This is a genomic window from Hylemonella gracilis, assembly GCF_004328645.1.
In the GTDB taxonomy this organism is placed as follows: Bacteria; Pseudomonadota; Gammaproteobacteria; order Burkholderiales; family Burkholderiaceae_C; genus Hylemonella; species Hylemonella gracilis_B.
Genome location: NZ_CP031395.1, coordinates 3,715,447 through 3,734,164, shown reverse-complemented (window position 1 = coordinate 3,734,164; position 18,718 = coordinate 3,715,447). Strand labels below are relative to the sequence as shown.

The following is an 18,718-nucleotide window of genomic DNA, read 5'->3' as shown; positions in this document are numbered from 1 at the left end:
TGATCGCCGGCACCGAACGGCTGCACGCCCACCTGGCGCGCATGTCCGTGATCGAGCGTGCAAGTCAGCTTGCGCTGACTTCGGGAAAGTACTGAGCGGGCCAGCCCAGACTGCTTTGCAGTCGCGGCCACTGAAAGCCCGGTCCGGGGTCGGCCTTGCGGCCTGGCGCGATGTGCTCGTGGCCGGCAATCTGCCGCACCGGGTAGTGCTGGGCCAGTGCCGCGCAAAGACTGCTCAGCGTTTCGTACTGCGCCGCTTCGAAGGCATCGCCTTCCAGACCCTCAAGCTCGATGCCGATGGAGAAGTCATTGCAGTTGTCGCGCCCGCAGTAGTGCGAGACGCCCGCATGCCAGGCACGGTCATCGCAGCTCACGAACTGCCAGAGCGCGCCGTCGCGTCGCACATAGAAGTGCGCGGATACCTGCAAGCCCTCGATGGACTTGAAATAGGGGTGGGCATTCCAGTCCAAGGTGTTGGTGAAGAGGCGCTGCACGGCGTCACCACCGTACTGACCCGGCGGCAGGCTGATCGAATGCAGCACGATGAGATCGATCTCCGGGGCGGTGCTTGCATCCCCCAGGGCATGCCCCGTGGCGGGACGTGGGCCGAAGTTCGGGGAATCGAGCCGCCGAGCGTGGCGATACCAGCCGCCATCCCAGAGCACCCCGTCACCGGACAGCGCCGTGACCATGCTCAATACGTCCCGGGTTCGGCCAGCCGTCGGTGCTCGGTACTGCAGTAATGCGCGCCGGTACTGACCACGGCCTCGCTCAGCGGCAGGTGCAGGCCGCAATGCGCGCAACGTACCATGTCTTGTGGCACGGTTTTGCGTGGGGTGGGGCGCGTTGGGCCAGCGGGTCGTCTCGCGGGCGGCTCCGCCGTCCGGCCTGAGCGCCAGAGCCAGACCGCCAGCAGCATGACGAGCAGGAAGAGCAGGAATTTCATGATGTCAGCGGGCCGCGGTGCAAAACGATTTCCAGCACGAAGCGCGAGCCCACATAGGCCAGCAGCAGCAGGCCCGTGCCGGTGAAGAGCCAACGGGCCGCGCGCCAGCCGCGCCAACCCAGTCGCCAGCGTCCGTACAGCAGCACCGCGAAGACGACCCAGGACAGCACGGAAAACACCATCTTGTGGTTCCACTTCCAGGGCGTGCCGTACAGGTGCTCGTCAAACAGCAGACCAGCGGCCAGCGTGGCCGTCAGCAGGGCGAAACCCGCGGTCACGAAGCGGAAAGTCAAGCGTTCCAGGGTCAGCAGGGGCAGGCCACTGTCGGATTCGCTGGCATGGCGGATGCGCGTCTCCGCGCGCAGCATCAGCAGGGCGTGCGCCACGGCCACGGCGAACAGGCCGTAGGAGGCGATGCCCAGCGCCCAGTGCAGTGGGAGCAGCAGGGCGCCATGGTGCGTGACGACCTGTCCTGGGAAGAACAGGCTCACCAGCACCGCCAGCAGGCTCAGCGTGGCCAGCGGCGCGGGCAGCGCGCGTCGCGCCTGCAGGGCCGGGTAGTAGCGGGCCTCGACGGCGTAGACGGCCACCACCAGCCAGACCGTGACCGACAGCGCGGGCGCGAAGCCGAAATGGGGCTCGTCGTGCCACAGGCCCAGGCCCACGCCGAGCAGCAGGGCGTGCATCAGCCAGGCCAGACCGAGCGCCGCGCGGGCGCCTCGGCCGGGGGTCAGCGCCGACAACGCGTAGGCCAGCGCACACACCAGGCCTGGCAGCAGCGCATGGAAGGGAATCGCGAAAGGCATGGCGTCAGGTATGGGGATAGGGACCGCTCGATAAAATCACGGACCTAAGTATAGAGAGTGGTTTTCATTCATGGCCAACGCCCTTACCGACAAACTCTCGCGCATCGTCAAGGAAATGCGCGGCCAAGCCCGCATCACCGAGGGCAACGTGGCCGACATGCTGCGCGAAGTGCGCATGGCCCTGCTGGAGGCCGACGTGGCCCTGCCCGTGGTGCGCGACTTCATCGCCCGCGTCAAAGACAAGGCCCTGGGCCAGGCCGTCGTGGGTTCGCTCACGCCGGGCCAGGCCCTGGTCGGCGTGGTCAACCGCGAACTCGCGGCCACCATGGGGGAGGTGGATGCGTCCGGCGTCCTCAAAGGCCCGGCCGACATCAACCTCGCCGCCCAGCCGCCCGCCGTCATCCTCATGGCCGGCCTGCAGGGCGCGGGCAAGACCACGACCACGGCCAAGCTGGCGCGCCACCTGATCACCCGGCGCAAGAAGAAGGTGCTCACCGTCTCGGGTGACGTGTACCGTCCCGCCGCCATCGAGCAGCTCAAGACGGTCACGGCCCAGGCCGGGGCCGAATGGTTTCCGAGCATGCCCGACCAGAAGCCGGCCGACATCGCGCGCGCCGCCCTGGACTACGCGAAGAAGCATTATTTCGACGTGCTGCTGGTGGACACGGCGGGCCGTCTGGCCATCGACGAAGCCTTGATGAAGGAGATCCAGGAGCTGCACGCCATCCTCGACCCGGTGGAGACACTGTTCGTCGTGGACGCCATGCAGGGCCAGGACGCGGTGAACACCGCCAAGGCCTTCAGGGAAGCCCTGCCACTGACCGGCATCGTGCTGACCAAGATGGACGGTGACTCGCGCGGCGGCGCGGCGCTGTCGGTGCGCGCCGTCACGGGCGCGCCCATCAAGTTCGCGGGCGTGAGCGAGAAGATCGACGGCCTTGAAGTGTTCGACGCCGAGCGCCACGCGGGTCGCGTGCTGGGCATGGGCGACATCGTAGCCCTGGTCGAGCAGGTCACGGCCAACGTGGACATCGAGGCCGCGCAGAAACTCGCGGCCAAGGTCAAGAGCGGCGCCGGTTTCGATCTGAATGACTTTCTGGCCCAGATCCAGCAGATGAACCAGATGGGTGGCCTGGCGAGCCTGATGGACAAGCTGCCCGGTCAGCTCGCCGCCAAGGCCGGCCAGGTGGACACGGCCAAGGTCGAGAAGGACATGCGCCGCAAGCAGGGCATCATCCACAGCATGACGCCCCGGGAACGCAGCAAACCCGAGCTCATCAAGGCCACCCGCAAGCGCCGCATCGCCATCGGCGCCGGGGTCCAGGTGCAGGACGTGAACCGCCTGCTCAAGGAATTCGAGCAGATGCAGGAAATGATGAAGAAGATGAAGGGCGGGGGCCTCATGAAGATGATGAAGCGCATGGGCGGAATGCCTGGCATGAAGGGCATGCCCCCCGGGATGCCGCGTCTTTGAGTCGCGACGACCCTGCCAGGGCCCAAGGCCCAGAGCAGGGCGCGTCAGTGAGCGGGCCTCAGGCGCCTGCGTGCCGCCAGGCTCGCCGCAGCACGGCCTTGGGCCAGGCTTCCTGCGGGATCAGCAGCCAGTGGCGCTCGCGCAGCGCCGAGCCCAAGCCGGGTTGACTGCTGACGACGGTCAGCGGAGCGGCCAGCAGCAGCGGCAGCCCCACCGGGAGCAGGATGAGCATGAGCGACCACAGCGGGTAGCTCGTTTCGGTGGCGTTCCAAGTCTCGAAAGCCGCCACGCCGCCCACCAGCAGCAGCAGGGCCAGGCTCGCCGGTGCGAACTGGCGCAGCGCGTGCATCCAGGGCACGGCGGCGGCCTCGCGCGGCGGGGATTTCCATTCCAGCTTCCAACCAGTGAGCGCAATCAGCACGAACAGGCTGTGCGCGAACATGCGGATCGGCGCCTGCAGCAGGGCCAGCAGCGCCTCGAGCAGAGCGCTTTGCAAGAGCTTGCGCGCGCCGCCGTGGAAATGCTGCTCGCGCTTGAGCAGCACAGCCAGCAGGCCCAGCAGGCGCGGCACGAACAGCAGGCACAGGGTCCAGGCCCAGAGCCAGACCAGATCGCCGTTGAGTGCGCCCGCGCCGATCCAGGCCGAACCGAGGCCCGGATGGCCCGCGCCGGTGAACCAGAGCACGCCACCCAGGGTCAGGAAAGCCAGCCACAGCGGCGCGGAGAGGTAGGCCAGGGCCCCGGTCACGAACATGGCGCGGTGCACCGGGTGCAGGCCGGGTTCGGTCATCAATTGGGCGTTCTGCAGATTGCCCTGGCACCAGCGACGGTCACGTTGCAGCTCGGCCAGCAGGTCCGGCGGTTGCTGTTCGTAGCTGCCGCCGAGGTCGGAGACGAGCCAGACGTCCCAGCCGGCGCGGCGCATCAGCGCGGCTTCGACGAAGTCGTGCGAGAGGATGGGGCCGCTCAGGCCGCCCTTGCCGGCGATGGGCGCCAGGGCGCAATGCCGCATGAAGGGCTCGACGCGGATGATGGCGTTGTGCCCCCAGTAGTGGGATTCGCCCAGTTGCCAGAACTGCATGCCCAAGGTGAACAGTCGTCCGGTCACCCGGCTGGCGAATTGCTGCGCGCGCGCGTGCAGCGTGACGTGGCCCACGGCCTGGGTCGCGGTCTGGATGATGCCGGCCTGCGGGTTGGCTTCCATCAACTTGACCAGGGTGGCGAGGGCATCGCCGCTCATCACGCTGTCGGCATCGAGCACGACCATGTAGCGGTAATCCCGGCCCCAGCGGCGGCAGAAGTCCGCCACATTGCCCGCCTTGCGATGGGTGCGGCGGCGGCGGGCGCGGTAATAGACCTCGACCTGCGGCAGACCAGACTGGGCGTGGCCCATGGCCAGCGCGGCGCGCAGGTCTTCCCAGGCGGCGCGCTCGGCGGCCAGCACCTCGGGGCGGCTGCTGTCGGACAACACGAACACGTCGAACTGTGTCGCGGCGTAACCCTGGGTCCGCGCCGTCGCCGCCATCGATTCGCAGGTGGCGCGCAGGCCGGCGAAGACGGTGGCCACGTCCTCATGGCAGATGGGCATGATGACCGCGGTGCGGGCCTCGGGATTCATGCGGTGCTGGCGCACGGACCGGCCCGAAAGCGCATGCCGGTCACCACGCAGCAGAACCCAGGCTCCCATCAGTGCCGTTACGAAACCGGAGGTGACCCAGGCCGACAGCAAGGCATAGAGCGCGATCTGGGCGAGTTGCAACCAGTCCGCCAGCGGCGTCGGCGCGGTGGGCTGGGCGTGGGCGAACAGGGCGGTGGTGGTGGCAGTGGACAGCGCGATCAGCAGCATGAACACCCGACGCCGTTGGCGAGCCGTCTTTTGCCTTGCCAGCCCCGCGGCGTTCGTGCCCACCTGGGGCCGTGCGGGCGGTGTCCAGGGGTGCAGCAGGTGTTGCAGGCTCGAGGTCAGCCCCAGGCCGAGACCACGCCAGAAGCCGACCCAGGGCTGCGCGGGCATGCTGCCGCGGTGCAGGGGCGGGGCGGTGGCGGCGTCGCGCGTGCTGTCGCAGGCGCACGACACGGTGGGCTGTGCGGCGCGCGCGCCGGTTGCGGATGGGGGGCGGGCGCCCAGGGCGGCACGGGCAGAAAGACGCGAGGAAAAGGCAGACATGCCTTCTATAGGGCAATCGCCGTGCCACAATGAAATCTATTTTTAAATCAATGACTTACAAAGACTTTTAGGGCCGGTTTGGAAAACCGGGTAAAAAAACACCCCAAAACCGTCATTTTTGTCGCCAAGAAGCGACGAAGACATGGGCATCTGGCGCTATCGAGATGAAAAATCCTTATTCATCAAGCACTTGGCCTTGTCGTTCAGGAGCGACAGCCGTGCCGGAGGGGTTGGCAGCGCTTGCTTCGCCCGGGCCAGTCTCTCCGCCGGGCTTGAAGCGGCCCGGCGTCAGTCCGTGCTTCTGCAGCAGACGGTAAAACTCAGTGCGGTTGCGGTCCGCCAGGCGCGCGGCGTCTGCCACATGCCCATCGGTCAGCTTCAGCAGATTGACCAGATAGTCACGTTCGAAACGCTGCTTGGCTTCGGCATAGCTGAGCACCTCGACCGAGGGCGTGCGCAGCGCACGTTGCACCAGAGTCAGAGGCACCAGCGGCGTGGTGGCCAGGGCGCAGACCTGCTCCACCACGTTGTGCAGCTGGCGCACATTGCCGGGCCAGGGCGCGGCGGCCAGGGCCTTGAGTGCCTCGGGCGCGAAGCCGGCCAGCTTGCGGCCTTTTTCTTCATTGCCGTACTTGCCCGCGAGCTTGCGCAGGAAGTGATTGGCCAGCAGGGGGATGTCCTCGCGCCGCTCCGCCAGCGTGGGAAGGTGGAGCGTGACCACGTTGAGGCGGTAGTACAGATCCTCGCGGAATTGCCCGGCGGCGAGCGCGGCATCCAGATCACGGTGGGTCGCGCTGACGATGCGCACGTCCACCGGGATGGCCTGCGAGGCGCCCAAGGGCCGCACGGCGCGCTCCTGCAGCACGCGCAGCAGCTTGACCTGCAGGGCCAGTGGCATGTCGCCGATCTCGTCCAGCAGCAAGGTGCCGCCGTCGGCCGCCTGGAACAGGCCTTTGTGATTGGTGTGCGCGTCGGTGAAGGCACCTTTGACGTGGCCGAAGAGTTCGCTTTCCAGCAGGTTCTCCGGAATGGCGCCGCAGTTCACCGCGACGAACGGCTTTTTCGCGCGGGCGCTGGCGTTGTGGATGGCACGCGCCAGCAGCTCCTTGCCAGTGCCGCTGTCGCCGCGCAGCAGCACGCTGGCGTCACTGCGCGCCACCATCCGCGTCTCGGCCATCAGCTCGGCCATGCGTGCCGACCGGCTGATGATGTCGGCGCGCCAGGGTTCGTTCACGGCCGTGGTGGCCGCCGTGGTGGTGTCCGTGGTGTGCGTGCTGTGCAATGCCAGGGCCTGGGCGATCTTGTCGAGCAGTTCCTTGCCATCGAAGGGCTTGGTCAGGTAGGTGTAGACGCCGCGTGAGGTCGCCTCCACCGCGTCGGGGATGGAGCCATGCGCGGTCAGCAGGATGACGGGCAGCATGGGGTGCTGCGCGTGGATTTCGTCGAACAGGGTCAGCCCGTCCTTGCCCGGCAGGCGCACGTCGGATAGCACCAGTTGCGGACGTTCCAGCGCCAGCTGGGTCAGGGCCGTTTCCGCCGAGGCGGCGGTCAGCACGCGGTAGCCTGCCGCTTCCATCCGCAGGGTGAGCAGGCGCAGCATGTCCGCATCGTCGTCGACGACGAGCAAGGTCGCGGAAGCGGCGGTGCTCATGGCGATGAACCCGCTTTGTCCGGGTCGGCGTGGGGGGCGGTCGGGACGGCGGGCACGGGTCCGGTCGTGATCCTGGACGGGGGCACGGGTGAAGTCAGGGGCAGGCTGTCTTCAACGGCGCGCATCGCGGCGATCTGGCCGTTCAACTGCTCGATGCGTTTTTGGCGCTCACGCAGGAGTTGCGCCTGTTGCTCGTTGGATTCCTGCAGGCGTTGCTGCTCGGCGTACAGCGATGCGAGCTGCCGCGCGAGTTGCTGCGCGAAGGCGAGTTGCTGCGCGCGCAGCGCGGAGTGGCCTTCCTGGGCCTCAATGGTCTTGAGGCGCTCGATTTCGGCGTCCAGTGCCTCGGGCGGCAGGGCGCACAGCGCCTCGGCGTAGTCCAGCGCCTCGGCGGCGTCGCCGAGATCTTTCAGGCGGGGCGACACGGGCGTGGCGGTTGGGGTGGCGGCCGTGTCCGCTGCGGGCTGCCGGTTCAGGAAAGGCAGATCCACCGACAGCGACCAGCTCGATGGCGGCCAGAGCTGCGCGGCGCACCCGGCCAGTTGACTCAGCAGGATCGCGGCCAGGCCGGTCGTCAGCAGGCGCATGAGCGGACGCATGCGCAGGCGCGCACGCGGCAGGCTTAGCAGGCAAAGCAGACGGAAAGCGACGGTCATGGAAAACGATGGCGCACGTGCATTACAAACGTCTGGGCACCCAGACCGGCAGCAGGCGTTTCGCGTTCATGAAGCTCCTCGTGGTATCGCAGCGGATCGTGCGGCATTGGCAGACATGAAAACAAGCTCTGATACCGCCTCTCGGTGCAATCATCCGCCTGCGCGTCGAACAGGAGCGTGAGTATGGGGAATTCAATCTCTATTGTGGCCGCATCGTAGCGCCATCGGAAGTGAGGCCTCCTCAGTTGCTTGAGGAGGCGCTCGATGGCGTCACGCTCCGTGATGGTCGCCAGGAATTGAGCTTGTCGCCTGCGGTTCGATGTCACACGCCCCGGTACGGTACGATGCCCACCGGACAGGCGTATGAAACCCCCTGGATCTGCAAAAGTTTGAAACAAACCGCAAAAACGCGGTTGTCTGCCCGGAAAGCATGATGGCCTGCCCTACGATAGGGCCAATTGGGGGGATCCGGCCGACGGAGACCCGGAAAGGACGAATGAAGAAGCTTATATATACGCTGGCGACCAGTTGGATATTGGCGCTTTCGACGGTGTCGTACGCTGCCAGTACGGATTTTGTTGCCACCCATATGGAGGCCGGCTACTACTATGGCTTCGGGTCAGGCGCGTCCGAGGCCCAGGCCCAGGCCACAGCCTTCGATGATCTGGTTTACAACCTGCTCACCGAAAGCGGCGCCATCCAAAAAGAGAAGAAGAACAAGGTGGTTCTGACCGCCGAGATGAAGGCTGCGGTGGCTGTGGTGGCCACCCGTCCTTACACCGCGGACAAGAAGGACAACCTCTTCCAGGCCTCGTACCGGGTGTCGCACGGCGATTGGGCCAAGGCCGAAGCAGCGCGGACGTCCAAGCTCGCCGCCGACCTGGGACCCAAGTTCGACGCAGTGGTGAAGGGCAAGGGCGCGCTCGGAGACCGTCTCTCCCAGGCTGTCCAGATCGATGCCGCCCTCTACCGGGCTGGCGTTGCCCTGACGCTGCGCACCGGCGACGCCTCGTCCCCGCTCCTCTCACAGACCATCGAGACCTGGGCTGCCGCGCAACTGGCGGGCGCCACGGTCAGTCTGAACCCCAAGGATGGCCTGGTTCAGGGTGGAACTGCCTTCGTCGCCACCGTCACCGCCAAGGACGGCTCCCCCTTGGCCGGATTGCCCTTGAGCGTGGTCTGGTCCGCGGCCGAAGCCACGGCTCCCGCCCAGAGCATCGTCACCGATGCCAAGGGAGCGGCGGCCTTTGCCTATCCCAGCGGCGACGCCTTCAAGAACACGCGGGCCGTGCTGACCATCACCGGCGCCTTCGCCCGCAAGGCACCCGAAGTCACGTTTCTGGCGTCCCTCGACGCCAGCTTGAAAACCGAGGCGCCTTACCGCAATGCCGAGGAACTGGCCCAGGTCGCCGACAGTCTGGCCAACCTGGCCGCCGGCACCTACACGGTCGGCAAGGTCGATCAGGATCGCCGCGCCGGTGGCAACGAGAAGCCCCGGACCGTCACCGTCGCCGCCTTCGCCATCGCCAAGGGCCCCGTGACCAACGGCCAGTTCCGTTCCTACCTCGATGCCACCAACGTGCCCCAAAGCGAGTGGCCCGAGTACCTCGACTCGGATGGTTTCAGCGGCGCTGACCAGCCCGTCGTCGGAGTCAGCTACGAGCAGGCTGTCCGCTACACCGCCTGGCTGTCCGCCGCCACCGGCCAGAAGTTCCGCCTCCCCACCGAGGATGAGTACGAAATCGCCGCCCGGGCCGGGCAGAGTTCGACCTTCCCCTGGGGTGATCAGGCTCCCACCGATGGCGTCCGGGCCAACTACTCGAACAACAAGAAGTTCACCCACCCCTCGCCAGCAGGTTCCTTTCCCAGCGGAAAGAATCCGCTGGGTCTGAACGACATGGTCGGTAACGTGTGGCAGTGGACCTCGACGTCCCCTGACGCCAACATGAGTGCCGATCCTTCCTACAAAATCGTCAAGGGCGGTTCCTGGATGGACGGCCCCAATGAGCTCCGCATTTCCAACCGCCGTGCTGTCGACCCGAGTCAGGGCGCCAGCGACATCGGATTCCGCGTGGTCCGGGAGGCCCAATGAAACTGCAAACAATGAAGCTGAAAGTTGTCATCCTGGCCTTTTTGGCCCTGTTCCTGGCTTCGTGCGCGAGCATCAAGTTCTCGATGATGAAGGACGACGAACTGATCGCCGGCGGCGTGAAGGAGTGGAACGCCGGCAAGTTCGAAGCCGCACGGGGCTACTGGTCCAATATCCAAGCGGCCAATGTCAAGAGTCAATGGATGGGCTATCTTGACCAGAAGGCTGCCCTCGATAAGACCGTCGACGCCACTGCAGCCCTGCCAGTGACCGCCGAGCCTCCCTTGGTGGCTGGCTGGAATAACGCCGTCAAGGCCGCCAGCGACTTTCCCTCTGAACTCAAGGTGCCCGCCGACGTCAAGACCCAGCTCGCCCCCGCGGCCAAAGCCGTGGTCCGCTTGCGACTCAACGCCAACAGAATTGCGAACGCCAGGGACTTCATGAAGAGTTCCAGTGACTTTTTGGGCGACGCCGTCGATTACGGCCCCGAGAACAAGGAGTTGGCGGCCATCGCCGACTTCCGGGCCAGGGAAAAGGGGCCCGATGATCTCGTGGTCGCCGCCCGGGGTAAAGAGAGCCTAGACGACAAGATCGACAGCTACGAAGCCGCCATCGCCGAGTACGGCAAGGTCGAGACCGCCATGGCCGACATCCAGAAGGCCGGCAACTACCCCGCCGGGTCCATCATTGCCTTGGCCTCGGACAGGACACGCCGCAAGCGGGCCGACACCCGCAACGAGATGGAGAGGACCTTGCGGAACCACGCCTACTCGTTCAAGGACCGGATCGGCGAGGAATTCGCCCGCCAGCCCGACGCGGACAAGGTCGGCAACATGACCCTCGACGACATGCTGGCGTTCAACCAGCAGACCAAGACCAACATCGACAGCCTGCAGGCCGAGGTCGTGGCCTTTGCCGCCAAGTACCCTAGGGTCATCGACAAGGACATGCTCAAGGACGTCGAAACCCAGAAGCAGGAACTGCTGGCCCGCATTGCCGTGGTCACCGCCGAAATCGAGAAGGCCAAGAAGGACGCGGCCGTCGCCGCCGAGATCGCCAGCCGCGGCAAGGCCGTGCAGCCCATGCTGATCGGCATGTTCAACCCCGTTCCCGGTGCCAAGGGCCCGGATCAGAAAAGCCGACCCGCCAAGTTCAGGGGCGCGGTGAAGAGTTCGCCTGACTACTGGTGGGGCATGGTGGAGATTCCCAAGGGCGTCTTGAACGACCTGGTCATCACCGTTGACGACAGCCGCCCTGTCCGTGTGTTCAACGAGAACACCAAGTCGGGCAAGGAGATTGATTCCAAGAAGCTCAAGGATCTGGTGAACCGCCAGTACAAGGTGGGCAACTCCTGGCCGGTCATCAACGCCGGAGCCCAGATGACCTCGGGGAAATACTTCTTCGAGTTGGGCAAGACCAATGACGACGGCAAATATTCCGGCGACGCAGTCGTCTACAGTTCCTTTGTGGTGAGGATGCGCTGATATGGCTCAAAAAAAGAATGCGATCATCGTCGGGGCTATCGCGGCCCTGGTTTTGGCGGCCACCGCCGCCGTGTTCATGTTCTGGCAGCGGGAGCCCGAGGGCCTCGTGGTCGGTATCTCGAACCTGCCAGACTCCCTGAACCCCGTGCTGGAGCAGAATCTCCAGGGCATGAACGCCAATGAGCTGGTGTTCGACGGCTTGGCCAACTTCGAGGTCGATACCGCCTCGGGCAAGCTCAATGCCGAGCTGGCGCTGGCCGACTCCATCAGCCAGGACCCGGCCACCAAGACTACGTACACGGCGGTCCTCAAAGACGTGAAGTGGCACGACGGCACCGCCGTCACCGCCGGCGACGTCGCGTACTCCTTCGCCGCTTACATGGCGCCCGAGAACAAGTCGCCCAAGCGGGACTACCTCAACTCGTTCATTTCGTCGGTCAAGGCGCAGGACGCCAAGACCGTCGTCATCGAGTTCCGCAAGCCCATCCCAGAGTTCCGGGCCATCCCGGTGTTGACTTTCAAGATCATTCCCGAGAACTACAAGGGCACCAAGCTGTCGACGAATCTCCGCTCCGGTGACAAGGAGCGGGGTTTCGCGACTGCCCCCGTGGGGACCGGTCCCTTCGTCTTCGAGAGCTGGGAAATTGGCAAGTGGCTGACCTTCAAGGCCAATGCGAGCTATCTGCGTCACCCTCCGGCCACGTCGACTCTGGTCCTGCGCAGAGTTCTCGATCCGGTGATCCGGCTCAACGAGTTCCGCGAGGCCCGCATCAACCTGATTCTCGAGACCTCGCCAGCCGACCGGCCCATGGTCGAGAAGATGGGCGGCGTCCAGTTCAGCTCCTTCATGCCCTACGCCTTCTATCAGGTCGCGATCAACAGCAAGAAGCCCACTTTCGCTTCGGCCACGGCGCGCTACGCCCTGTCGGCCGCGGTGGACCGCAAGGCCCTGGTTCCCGGAGTCACTGACCGCGACGATCTGACCATCGTCAACGATGGCGCCTTCCCCTCGGACCTGTTCAGCCGCAACTTCGCCGAGTACAACGTGCCTCCCTTCGAGGCCACCCATCCCCACAACCCGGCCACGGCAGCTTCCCTGGCCGAGAAGGCCGGCCTCAAGGGCCAGAGCGCCGTCCTGCTGTTTCCCGACTCTCTGGGCGACCTGGGGCAGAAGATGGCCGACGGTCTGGTGGCCCAGTACGCCAAGATCGGTCTGACCGTCGAGGCCAAGCGCACCGGTGATCAGGTGTTCAACCGCCTTGTCTTCAACGAGAAGAAGTACGACTTGGCCTTGGTCTATGCCGAGGGCTTCGACAACGTCTACTCCGACATGGGCAAGTGGTACCGGGGCAACGGGGCCCTGAACGTGACCGGCGTCGCCGACACGGGCCTCGACGCCCTGTTCCAGACCTGGGACAACACCGTGGTGGCCACCGACTGGATCAAGGTCACGCGTGAGCTGCAGGCCAAGATCGGCGCCCTGCAACCCTCGGTGCCCTTGGTCAGCCTCAAGAAGGACGTTTATTCCCGGGCCATCAAGAACGTTGTCATCGCTTCGGACAACCCCTTCCTCTCGGTTGAGGAATGGGCCCAATGAGGTTCCTGCGCTTTCTGGCCCTCGAGCTGGGGCTCCGCGGGGTGGTCTTCACCCTGGTCGGAACCCTGGCCTTGGTGGGTCTCTACCTCGCCTCCGTCGGTGCCTCGGCGGACCTGTACCTCAAGACCCTCGGGGCCTTCTGGTCCATGGTCACCCTGAACCCTGATTTCTCGCTCCAAACGGCGGGGTTCAGCGCCGGGGAGATCATCAGTTCGGGCGCGGCCATCACCTTCCCCTTGGCCTTGGTCTCGCTGCTGTTCCTGGTGGTCATCGCCCTGGTGGGCGCATCCACGGCGGCCTCGTCGACCTACCTGCGTACCGTGCAGGGGGGGCGTAGGGCCCTCGGGCTGGGCGCCTTGGGTGGCCTGCTGGCCTCGCTCTTGTCGGCGGTTCCGCTCTTCGTCGGGTTCTGGCTGCTCTACGGTTCTTCCGGCATGAATCCCTCCCCCATGCTCATCGCCCTGGTGGTGGTGGTTCTCGGAGGTCTGGGCTGGGACGCCGCCCGGTTCTTGACCCTGGACATGAAGCGCCAGATCGACACGACCCACACCCTGGTGTTCAGCACCCTGGGGCCGGCGGTCGGTCGAGTCCTGCCGCTGCCGGGGACGGTGACCGGATATCTCTTGAACTCTGCGGCTCCCCGGTTCATCCCCTATGTGGCGGGCAAAGTCCCGGCCATCATCGGCGGTGTCACCATCGCCGAGATGGTCTTCAATTTTCCGGGGCTGGGCAGCACCCTGCTGGACGCCCTGGTCAATATGAACACCGATACCCTGATCGCCGCGGTGTTCGTCCTCCTGGCCGTCAATGCCCTGGTGACTTTCTTGGTCAAGTCGGCCCTCTTCGTCCTGTATCCGCGGTGGTATGAAAAAGCTCTTTGAGATTCTGGGCATCGCCGCCGTGGTGGTGATGCTTTCGCCCTTCCTCTTCGCCTGGGTTCCCGGTGCAGGGGAGTGGACCGTCGGTCTGCCGACGGCCTACTGGCACAGCCTGGTGACGAGTTTTCGTCAGCTGTCCATCACCCTGGCCTTCACTGTTTTGGTGGCCGGTGCCGTGACCGTGGTCCTGGGCTACTGCTCGATCCTGTGGCCCGTGGTGGGCAAGACCACCGCTGCGGTGCTCGACGCGGTCGAATCGATCCCCGCCATTCTGGTGGCACTGTTCTGCTACGCCCCCGTGGCCGTGGCCCTGGCCAGCAACTCGGCGTCGACCTCGACCATTTTGTCCTTGAGCGTCTTCATCTTCGCCGCCACCCTGACGACCCTTCCCGAAGCGGTCCGCGGCGTGGCCTTGCCGCTGGGTGAGCTCTACCACCGCAAGTACTCCGTGTCGCTGCGGTCCTACGGCTTCACCAGGGGGCGAATTCTGGCTGTCCTGCTGAACTCGAAGGACATGCGCGACGTACTGCGCCGCACCGCTGCCGTGATTCTGCTCAAGACCCTGGTGTTGGATTGCTCGTTCAGCTTCATCATCCAGGTGGGCATGGGTGCCAACGGTACCCCGGCCCACACCAGTCCCGGCGGCCTGATTGCCGCCTGGCGCATGGTCCTGCTGCGCGACATCGACGGTTCTCGGCTGATGTTCTGGCTTCCGGTCATCCTCTTGGTCATGGTGAGTTTCGCGTTCCTGCTCCTTTTGGGACAAGACAAGCAAAAGGAGCAGCACGCATGAGCGCCGCCCCCGTCCTCGTCAACAATTTCACGGTCCACCTCAAGGACCGGCTCCTGTTCGACATCGCGCGGTTTGAACCCGTGCCCGGTACCTCGACGGTGATCACTGGTACCACTGGCTCCGGCAAGTCGGTCTTCCTCAAGACCCTGGCTGGCCTCCTCTACGGGCCTTTCACCATGGCTGGTGGAATGAAACTCCATGGCATCGACGCCTACGTCGGTGGCAAGAAGACCAGCCTCGAAACCTGGCGGAGCATCCTCCACGTCGGTCTGACCTTCGTTCCCGCCGAGACGGCCCAGGCCATGAATCCGGCTCTGTCGCTGGAGCAGAACCTCAAGATCATCTGCCCCGAGGCCCAGGAACTGGTCGCACGGCGGCTCAAGGAGTTCTTCAACCTCGACTTCACCCGGTACGCGAAACAGTATCCCGACGAAGTCTCCGGCGGTGAGCTTCAGCGGATCACCCTGATGATCCTGCTCTCACGCAAGGCCGACCTGGTGCTGCTGGATGAGCCCACCGTCAACCTCGATCGGCAACTGCGCAAGCGCTTCATCACCTTCCTCAACGACGAGATTCTGGGCAAGGGCAAGACCATTCTCATGGCCAGCCACGACCTCGACTTCGTTCGCGCCCTGCACCTCGACGTCATCCTGCGCCTCGAGAACCAGAAGCTCATCACGCTCGACAAACTCCCCGACGACGTCGTGATCGACAAGGAGAAGGACGACGGCACCGGTGCCGTAGGCCTGGACCTGAGAGACGTCAGTCAGCACTACATGGTTCGGGGTGTTTTCGGCGACCGTCCGAGCTGGGCCTACAAGCATCTCGACGTGACCTTCCGCCGATCCCACATCTACGGCGTCACCGGCCCCTCGGGCTGCGGCAAGACGACCATGATCAAGGCCATCCTGCGGCTGTTGGACGGCACCAGCGGAACCATCGACCTCGGTGGCCAGGATCTGGTGGCCTTGAAGCCCCACGAGCGCGGCGGGGACCCCGAAGCCTTCAAACCGTATCGGCGCAAGATCGCCATCGTTCAGCAGGATTCCCGCTTCTCGTTCTTCCCCGACCTGAAGGTGAGGGACTCTCTCAAGGAGATCGGCAAGGTCTACGGCAATCCGGCCTTCTACGCCGAGGACCGGGTGCAGGCGCTGATGGACAAGATCCAGCTACGCCGGGTGCTCTTGGACAACCTGCCCCGGTCGCTCAGTTCCGGCGAGATGAAGCGCATGGACATTGTCCGCGCCCTGGCCGCCGAGCCTGACGTGATCCTGTTGGACGAGCCCTTCGCCCACATCGACTTCGAGACCCGCGCCCTGGTCATGAAGGCCATCGCCGAGTACCTGAAAGAGAAGGCCGCGATCCTCATCGTGGTCACGCACGAAGACTTCGACCTGCAATACTTCATCCAGACGGACTACGACTTCTTGAGTCTGGTTGACAACGCCCGCCCGGTCTAGAGGGACGCGCGACGATGGGACTCCCCCAGTCCTGCGCCAGCCCGGCGCGGGACTGGCCGGCATCTTCCACTCGGCGACGATATGTTCCTCTCGCTCCTCAAACCCGTTATCGAAGCGCCGTCAATTGATGTGCGAGGGAAATTGACCAGGGTGATTCCATCTGCCTGCTTGTCTTTTGAGCAGCAGAGCCTGGAGCGATCGCCATGTGTCAAGTGGGCAAGCTAGGCTAGGCGTATCGCCGACGACGACGCGGCGGACGCGGGCGTCAGGGTTCGGACGCCGGGTGCGTCTCTTCGTCGATTTTGGCGTCGGGTTCGTCGCGGCCTGCGGCAGGCTCGGCCGCGCTGGCCGGAAGGGGTTTGGACCCCGTCGGTGCGGAGGGAATGGTGAAACCCGTGGTGCCCCTGCGCGCTGCGGCACCGCCCGGTTTTGTCGTCGATGCGAGGGGGGCGGACCCGCCCGCCGCCGCCGCGGGAAGGCTGTACTCGACGGCGCGCATCGCTTCGATCTGACCGTTCAACTGCTCGATGCGGCGCTGGCGCTCGCGCAGTTGCAGGGCCTGTTTGTCATTGGATTCCTGCAGGCGCTGCCGCTCCGCGTACAGCTGCGCAAGCTGTTCCGCGAAGGCGAGCTGCCGCGCCCGCAGCGCGTCGTGTCCGTCCTGGGCGTTGATGATTTTCAGCCGCTCGATCTCGGCGGTCAGCTCCGCGGGAGGCAGGTTGCACAGGACCGCGACGTAAGCCAGCGCCTCGGAGACGTTGCCGGGGTCCTTCAGCCAGGCCGACGCGGGTGTCCCGGGCGGGCTGGGTGGTGTGGCGATCGGGGCCGCCTCGGCGGGGCGGGGGGGTGTGAAGGGCAGGTCCACCGACAGCGACCACGCCGAGGGTGGCCAGAGCTGCGCCGCGCAGCCGGCGAGTGGGCCCAAGACCATCCCCGCCGCCAGGAGGCGCGACCCCCGCGCCCACGCCCCCGGCCGGGCGCGGGGGGCACCATGCGCGTTGTCAGGCAGGTGTGGCGGGAAGCTCATGGCAGGTCGTTTCCGGATGCGGTCCAGGCACGGCATCCGCAGTCCGTCATCAAAGCGGACTCCCATGCGGCAACTCGATGCGGAAGTGCGCACCAGGTGACTGCGCGCCGGGCGGGACGAGGGATGCGTTGTCGGAAACCGAATCGTCCACCAATGTAATGCGTCCGCCGTGGGCTTCGATGTATTCCCGCACGATGGACAGGCCGATGCCGCTGCCATGCAGAGCGTGTGCGGACGGCTGTTCGGGCTGGCGTTGGCCGCGGTAAAACGGCTCGAAGATGCGCTCGCGGTCCGTCCCGGCCACGCCGGGACCCTGGTCGCGGATGTCCAGCGTCACCCAGCCGAGCCGGGTACCGAAGGCGAGGTCGATGACGCCGCCCGGCGGTGAGAAGCGGATCGCATTGGACAGCAGGTTGGCGATCGCGATGCCGATCTTTTCCTCGTCCAGAAGCAGCTCGGGCAGCCGGGGCAGGGCGCCGGCCGGCAGCGACGGCCCCTCGCGGTGTTCGTCCTCCCCGTGCCGTACCCGCATCGCCAGATTGCGACCCCGCCATTGCAGGCGTTGCGCCTCGATCTGCGCGGCAAGCAGCGCGTGCAGATCCACCGCGCGGCGGCTGAGCTGCCGTGCCTCGAAGGCGGCCGCGTTGAAGCGCAGCAGGGCCTCGATGCGTTGCTGCAAGGTTTGCGCGTTCTGGTGCAGGATGCGCGCCACCTCGTGCTGGCGCTCGTTGAGCGGACCGGTCACCCCGTCTTCCAGCAGGGCCACGCCTTCGCGCAGCGAGGCCAGCGGCGTCTTGAGCTCGTGCGAGATGTGGCGCAGAAAACGCGCCTTGTCGGCGTCGAGCTCCATCAGGCGCAGGCGCAACCAGTCCAGTTGCAGGCCGAGTTGGCGCACGTCGCTCGGGCCGCGGATGGCGATGGGCCGATCGAGCCGGTTTTCCCCGAGTCCCACGATGGCGCGTTCAATCTGCCGCAGCGGCCGGGCCAGCCACAGGCCCAGACCCACGGCCAGGGCCAGCGTGAGGCCCACGGCGACACTGACCAGTCCGCCCAGGTTGCGTTGGCTGCGGGTCAGCCGCTCGCGCAGCGCTTCGCTATTGCGTGTGATCAGCTGTTGCACCCGTTGGCCGAGTTGCTGGGTCAGCAGGTCCATGTCGCGGAAGGCGCGCGCCACCGCGCGCTCACTCGCCAAGGCATGGCGCAGCGCCAGGACGCGGCTGGCGGGCGCGTCTCCCGTCGTCCCGGCTCGCGCCATCAGCGCGCGGATGCGGGCGAGCTGGGCGCGCCATTGTTGAGCGGCGCCATTCAATGCCTCGAAGGCAGGGTCCGTTGCCAGGCGCTGCATGTCGTCGTCCGGTGAACGGGATTGCGCGGTCTCGTCCAGCAGCAGCGCGAGGGTGTCCTCGGCGAATTGCGATTCTTCCGCGTAGCGTTGGCGCAGGGGTTCGTCGTTGAGGATCAATGATTGCCGCGCGGCGCGCTCCATCGCCGTGGTGTGCGCGGCCAGGGTCTGGGTGGCGGCGTTCAGGCGCAGGGCACGCGAGGCGCCCTCGCCGTGCTCGTTCATCAGCCGACCCAGCGTGAACACCGCGCTGATGGCCGCGCCGCCCAGCAGCACGGCGATCAGGATGAAGGCCGCCAGCAACCAATGGCGGAAGGCGGCCAGGCGCAGGACGGCGGTGAGCTGCATG

At 65.8% G+C, this 18,718-nt stretch carries 15 protein-coding genes; 7 read left to right on the top strand and 8 right to left on the bottom strand.

Features of this window, described 5'->3' with window-relative positions:
* Window positions 1-64 precede the first annotated feature (64 nt).
* From ampD to DW355_RS17350, 3 genes are read right to left on the bottom strand one after another with little or no spacing between them, the layout of a single operon-like run.
* Window positions 65-691 carry a 1,6-anhydro-N-acetylmuramyl-L-alanine amidase AmpD gene (gene ampD, locus DW355_RS17360; protein WP_131281978.1) on the bottom strand — a complete coding sequence of 209 codons (627 nt, stop codon included), beginning with the start codon at window positions 689-691 and terminating at the stop codon, window positions 65-67.
* A 2-nt stretch (window positions 692-693) separates the two neighbouring features.
* A complete protein-coding gene (locus DW355_RS17355) occupies window positions 694-945 on the bottom strand; it encodes a PP0621 family protein (RefSeq protein WP_131281976.1) in 252 nt (83 codons plus the stop codon).
* The gene (locus DW355_RS17350; protein WP_131281975.1) at window positions 942-1,751 is read right to left on the bottom strand and encodes a cytochrome C assembly family protein; all 810 of its coding nucleotides are present in this window, start codon (window positions 1,749-1,751) and stop codon (window positions 942-944) included. The genes DW355_RS17355 and DW355_RS17350 overlap by 4 nt, the downstream gene beginning before the upstream one ends.
* Window positions 1,752-1,821: 70 nt before the next feature.
* On the opposite strand from DW355_RS17350, the gene ffh reads away from it, so the two are divergent.
* A complete protein-coding gene (gene ffh / locus DW355_RS17345) occupies window positions 1,822-3,225 on the top strand; it encodes a signal recognition particle protein (RefSeq protein ID WP_131281974.1) in 1,404 nt (467 codons plus the stop codon).
* 58 nt (window positions 3,226-3,283) lie between these two features.
* On the opposite strand, the gene mdoH is transcribed toward ffh, so the two are convergent.
* The 3 genes from mdoH to DW355_RS17330 form a co-directional block, all read right to left on the bottom strand.
* On the bottom strand, window positions 3,284-5,392 hold the full coding sequence (gene mdoH, locus DW355_RS17340; protein WP_242671242.1) for a glucans biosynthesis glucosyltransferase MdoH: 2,109 nt from the start codon (window positions 5,390-5,392) through the stop codon (window positions 3,284-3,286).
* A 175-nt stretch (window positions 5,393-5,567) separates the two neighbouring features.
* The gene (locus DW355_RS17335; protein WP_131281972.1) at window positions 5,568-7,043 is read right to left on the bottom strand and encodes a sigma 54-interacting transcriptional regulator; all 1,476 of its coding nucleotides are present in this window, start codon (window positions 7,041-7,043) and stop codon (window positions 5,568-5,570) included.
* Window positions 7,040-7,699, bottom strand: coding sequence for a hypothetical protein (locus DW355_RS17330; protein ID WP_131281970.1), 660 nt, complete (start codon window positions 7,697-7,699; stop codon window positions 7,040-7,042). The genes DW355_RS17335 and DW355_RS17330 overlap by 4 nt, the downstream gene beginning before the upstream one ends.
* A 496-nt stretch (window positions 7,700-8,195) precedes the next feature.
* Here DW355_RS17330 and DW355_RS17325 point away from each other — a divergent pair, with 496 nt between their 5' ends.
* From DW355_RS17325 to DW355_RS17300, 6 genes are read left to right on the top strand one after another with little or no spacing between them, the layout of a single operon-like run.
* On the top strand, window positions 8,196-9,791 hold the full coding sequence (locus DW355_RS17325; RefSeq protein WP_165493222.1) for an SUMF1/EgtB/PvdO family nonheme iron enzyme: 1,596 nt from the start codon (window positions 8,196-8,198) through the stop codon (window positions 9,789-9,791).
* The gene (locus tag DW355_RS17320) at window positions 9,788-11,272 is read left to right on the top strand and encodes a hypothetical protein (protein WP_131281966.1); all 1,485 of its coding nucleotides are present in this window, start codon (window positions 9,788-9,790) and stop codon (window positions 11,270-11,272) included. The genes DW355_RS17325 and DW355_RS17320 overlap by 4 nt, the downstream gene beginning before the upstream one ends.
* A 1-nt stretch (window position 11,273) precedes the next feature.
* Window positions 11,274-12,869, top strand: a complete 1,596-nt coding sequence (locus DW355_RS17315; RefSeq protein ID WP_242671241.1) for an ABC transporter substrate-binding protein — start codon at window positions 11,274-11,276, stop codon at window positions 12,867-12,869.
* The gene (locus tag DW355_RS17310) at window positions 12,866-13,750 is read left to right on the top strand and encodes an ABC transporter permease subunit (RefSeq protein ID WP_131281964.1); all 885 of its coding nucleotides are present in this window, start codon (window positions 12,866-12,868) and stop codon (window positions 13,748-13,750) included. The genes DW355_RS17315 and DW355_RS17310 overlap by 4 nt, the downstream gene beginning before the upstream one ends.
* Window positions 13,734-14,540 carry a hypothetical protein gene (locus DW355_RS17305; protein ID WP_131281962.1) on the top strand — a complete coding sequence of 269 codons (807 nt, stop codon included), beginning with the start codon at window positions 13,734-13,736 and terminating at the stop codon, window positions 14,538-14,540. The genes DW355_RS17310 and DW355_RS17305 overlap by 17 nt, the downstream gene beginning before the upstream one ends.
* A complete protein-coding gene (locus DW355_RS17300; RefSeq protein WP_131281960.1) occupies window positions 14,537-16,000 on the top strand; it encodes an ATP-binding cassette domain-containing protein in 1,464 nt (487 codons plus the stop codon). The genes DW355_RS17305 and DW355_RS17300 overlap by 4 nt, the downstream gene beginning before the upstream one ends.
* A gap of 265 nt (window positions 16,001-16,265) precedes the next feature.
* Here the strand turns inward: DW355_RS17300 and DW355_RS17295 are convergent, their stop codons facing one another.
* Together DW355_RS17295 and DW355_RS17290 are read right to left on the bottom strand one after the other, a co-directional pair.
* Window positions 16,266-16,931, bottom strand: coding sequence for a hypothetical protein (locus tag DW355_RS17295; protein WP_131281958.1), 666 nt, complete (start codon window positions 16,929-16,931; stop codon window positions 16,266-16,268).
* Between the two features lie 145 nt (window positions 16,932-17,076).
* Window positions 17,077-18,717 (bottom strand): sensor histidine kinase, encoded by a 1,641-nt coding sequence (locus DW355_RS17290; protein WP_131281956.1) that lies wholly within the window; start codon window positions 18,715-18,717, stop codon window positions 17,077-17,079.
* Between the last annotated feature and the right edge of the window lies 1 nt (window position 18,718).

Excerpts from the sequence above, each read along its gene's own strand:
- ffh (WP_131281974.1), top strand. The coding sequence starts at position 1,822 with ATGGCCAACGCCCTTACCGACAAACTCTCGCGCATCGTCAAGGAAATG.
- DW355_RS17310 (WP_131281964.1), top strand. The coding sequence starts at position 12,866 with ATGAGGTTCCTGCGCTTTCTGGCCCTCGAGCTGGGGCTCCGCGGGGTG.
- DW355_RS17335 (WP_131281972.1), bottom strand. The coding sequence starts at position 7,043 with ATGAGCACCGCCGCTTCCGCGACCTTGCTCGTCGTCGACGACGATGCG.
- DW355_RS17290 (WP_131281956.1), bottom strand. The coding sequence starts at position 18,717 with ATGCAGCTCACCGCCGTCCTGCGCCTGGCCGCCTTCCGCCATTGGTTG.
- DW355_RS17305 (WP_131281962.1), top strand. The coding sequence starts at position 13,734 with ATGAAAAAGCTCTTTGAGATTCTGGGCATCGCCGCCGTGGTGGTGATG.
- DW355_RS17350 (WP_131281975.1), bottom strand. The coding sequence starts at position 1,751 with ATGCCTTTCGCGATTCCCTTCCATGCGCTGCTGCCAGGCCTGGTGTGT.
- DW355_RS17300 (WP_131281960.1), top strand. The coding sequence starts at position 14,537 with ATGAGCGCCGCCCCCGTCCTCGTCAACAATTTCACGGTCCACCTCAAG.
- mdoH (WP_242671242.1), bottom strand. The coding sequence starts at position 5,392 with ATGTCTGCCTTTTCCTCGCGTCTTTCTGCCCGTGCCGCCCTGGGCGCC.
- DW355_RS17355 (WP_131281976.1), bottom strand. The coding sequence starts at position 945 with ATGAAATTCCTGCTCTTCCTGCTCGTCATGCTGCTGGCGGTCTGGCTC.
- DW355_RS17320 (WP_131281966.1), top strand. The coding sequence starts at position 9,788 with ATGAAACTGCAAACAATGAAGCTGAAAGTTGTCATCCTGGCCTTTTTG.
- DW355_RS17330 (WP_131281970.1), bottom strand. The coding sequence starts at position 7,699 with ATGACCGTCGCTTTCCGTCTGCTTTGCCTGCTAAGCCTGCCGCGTGCG.
- DW355_RS17295 (WP_131281958.1), bottom strand. The coding sequence starts at position 16,931 with ATGGTCTTGGGCCCACTCGCCGGCTGCGCGGCGCAGCTCTGGCCACCC.
- DW355_RS17315 (WP_242671241.1), top strand. The coding sequence starts at position 11,274 with ATGGCTCAAAAAAAGAATGCGATCATCGTCGGGGCTATCGCGGCCCTG.
- ampD (WP_131281978.1), bottom strand. The coding sequence starts at position 691 with ATGGTCACGGCGCTGTCCGGTGACGGGGTGCTCTGGGATGGCGGCTGG.
- DW355_RS17325 (WP_165493222.1), top strand. The coding sequence starts at position 8,196 with ATGAAGAAGCTTATATATACGCTGGCGACCAGTTGGATATTGGCGCTT.